This window comes from Microcystis sp. M53603_WE2 (assembly GCF_030065435.1).
Window position 1 is genome coordinate 1 of record NZ_JASJFF010000300.1, and the last position, 1,043, is coordinate 1,043.

Here is a 1,043-nt window from a genome sequence, read left to right on the forward strand (position 1 = left end):
ACTATCCCCCGATAGCGATCGCTAAAGGTCGAATAATTGTAAATTTTTGTCAATGGGTGCGGTCAGATCGAAGAATCATCGCTAGAATGAGCCTAATTGTCAGGAATTTAGTTAACCAAGGTTTTTGGCAATAGGCTAATCTGGCTAACACGCTTTTGGTCGTGATATAGGGAAAAGTTCCGGCGATTGCGCCTAAATGGGGTGATATACAGAAAGTTGACCCATATCGTTACCCCAGAGAGTGTTATAGAGAAAGTTGACCTATAATATGTAGTTATGTTTTCAAGAGAAGAGAAGAAATGTTATCAACACTTCTAAGTAAAGCTGTACAAAAAGCTCAAGAACTACCAGAAGCAATTCAAGACGAACTGGCAGAGCAGTTTATTGAAGACATCGAAAATGAAATCAAATGGCAAGAAACATTATCTAAACCCCAAGACAGCTTAATTCTCAAAGAACTTGCTCAGAAAGCTATTGCGGATTCAGAAAACGGACAGACTGAAGAAATGGGATTTGATGAGCTATGAAGTCGGAACTAAATCCAGATTTCGTCGGCTTATTTCAACAGCTACCAGACAGAGTGAAAAGAACAGCCAGAAAAAATTACAAGTTATGGCAAGATAACCCAAGCCATCCAAGCTTAGAATTTAAGGAGGTCAATCAAGAAGACCAGATCTGGTCAATCAGAGTCGGTATAGGTTGGAGAGCGCTAGGAAGAATCAAGAGTAAGAATGTAATTGTTTGGTTTTGGATAGGCTCTCACGCAGAGTATGACAAATTGTTAAAGAAGTTGTGAACCAAGAAACATAACAAATCACCGCACCCGAAATAATAGTGAAATTTTGTGATAAAGTGCAGTCATATCTAAGAATCTTTGCTATAATTACGCAAAGCTTTTGTGATAAGTTTCCTTAAAGGAGATTGTGGCTCTTCGGGAATTGTTATGCAAATAATTAACTTAAAATAAAATTCGATGAGAGCAACTACGCTCAAAAGTAGCTGAAATTCATACAGGAAAGGACTTAAGGCACAAATAGGTTAAT

The 1,043-nt window shown here is 38.0% G+C and carries 2 protein-coding genes; both read left to right on the plus strand.

Annotated features, from left to right (window positions below; all coding sequences use genetic code 11):
• The first annotated feature begins 299 nt into the window (after positions 1-299).
• Positions 300-527 carry a hypothetical protein gene (locus PX481_RS06495; protein WP_002758339.1) on the plus strand — a complete coding sequence of 76 codons (228 nt, stop codon included), beginning with the start codon at positions 300-302 and terminating at the stop codon, positions 525-527.
• Complete coding sequence (locus tag PX481_RS06500; RefSeq protein WP_043998982.1) at positions 524-796, plus strand: ParE family toxin-like protein; 273 nt, start codon at positions 524-526, stop codon at positions 794-796. Before PX481_RS06495 ends, PX481_RS06500 begins: the two co-directional genes overlap by 4 nt.
• Positions 797-1,043: the final 247 nt, after the last annotated feature.

Bases quoted from the DNA above. Each gene is read 5' to 3' on its own strand.
- PX481_RS06495 (WP_002758339.1), top strand. From the start codon at position 300: ATGTTATCAACACTTCTAAGTAAAGCTGTACAAAAAGCTCAAGAACTA.
- PX481_RS06500 (WP_043998982.1), top strand. From the start codon at position 524: ATGAAGTCGGAACTAAATCCAGATTTCGTCGGCTTATTTCAACAGCTA.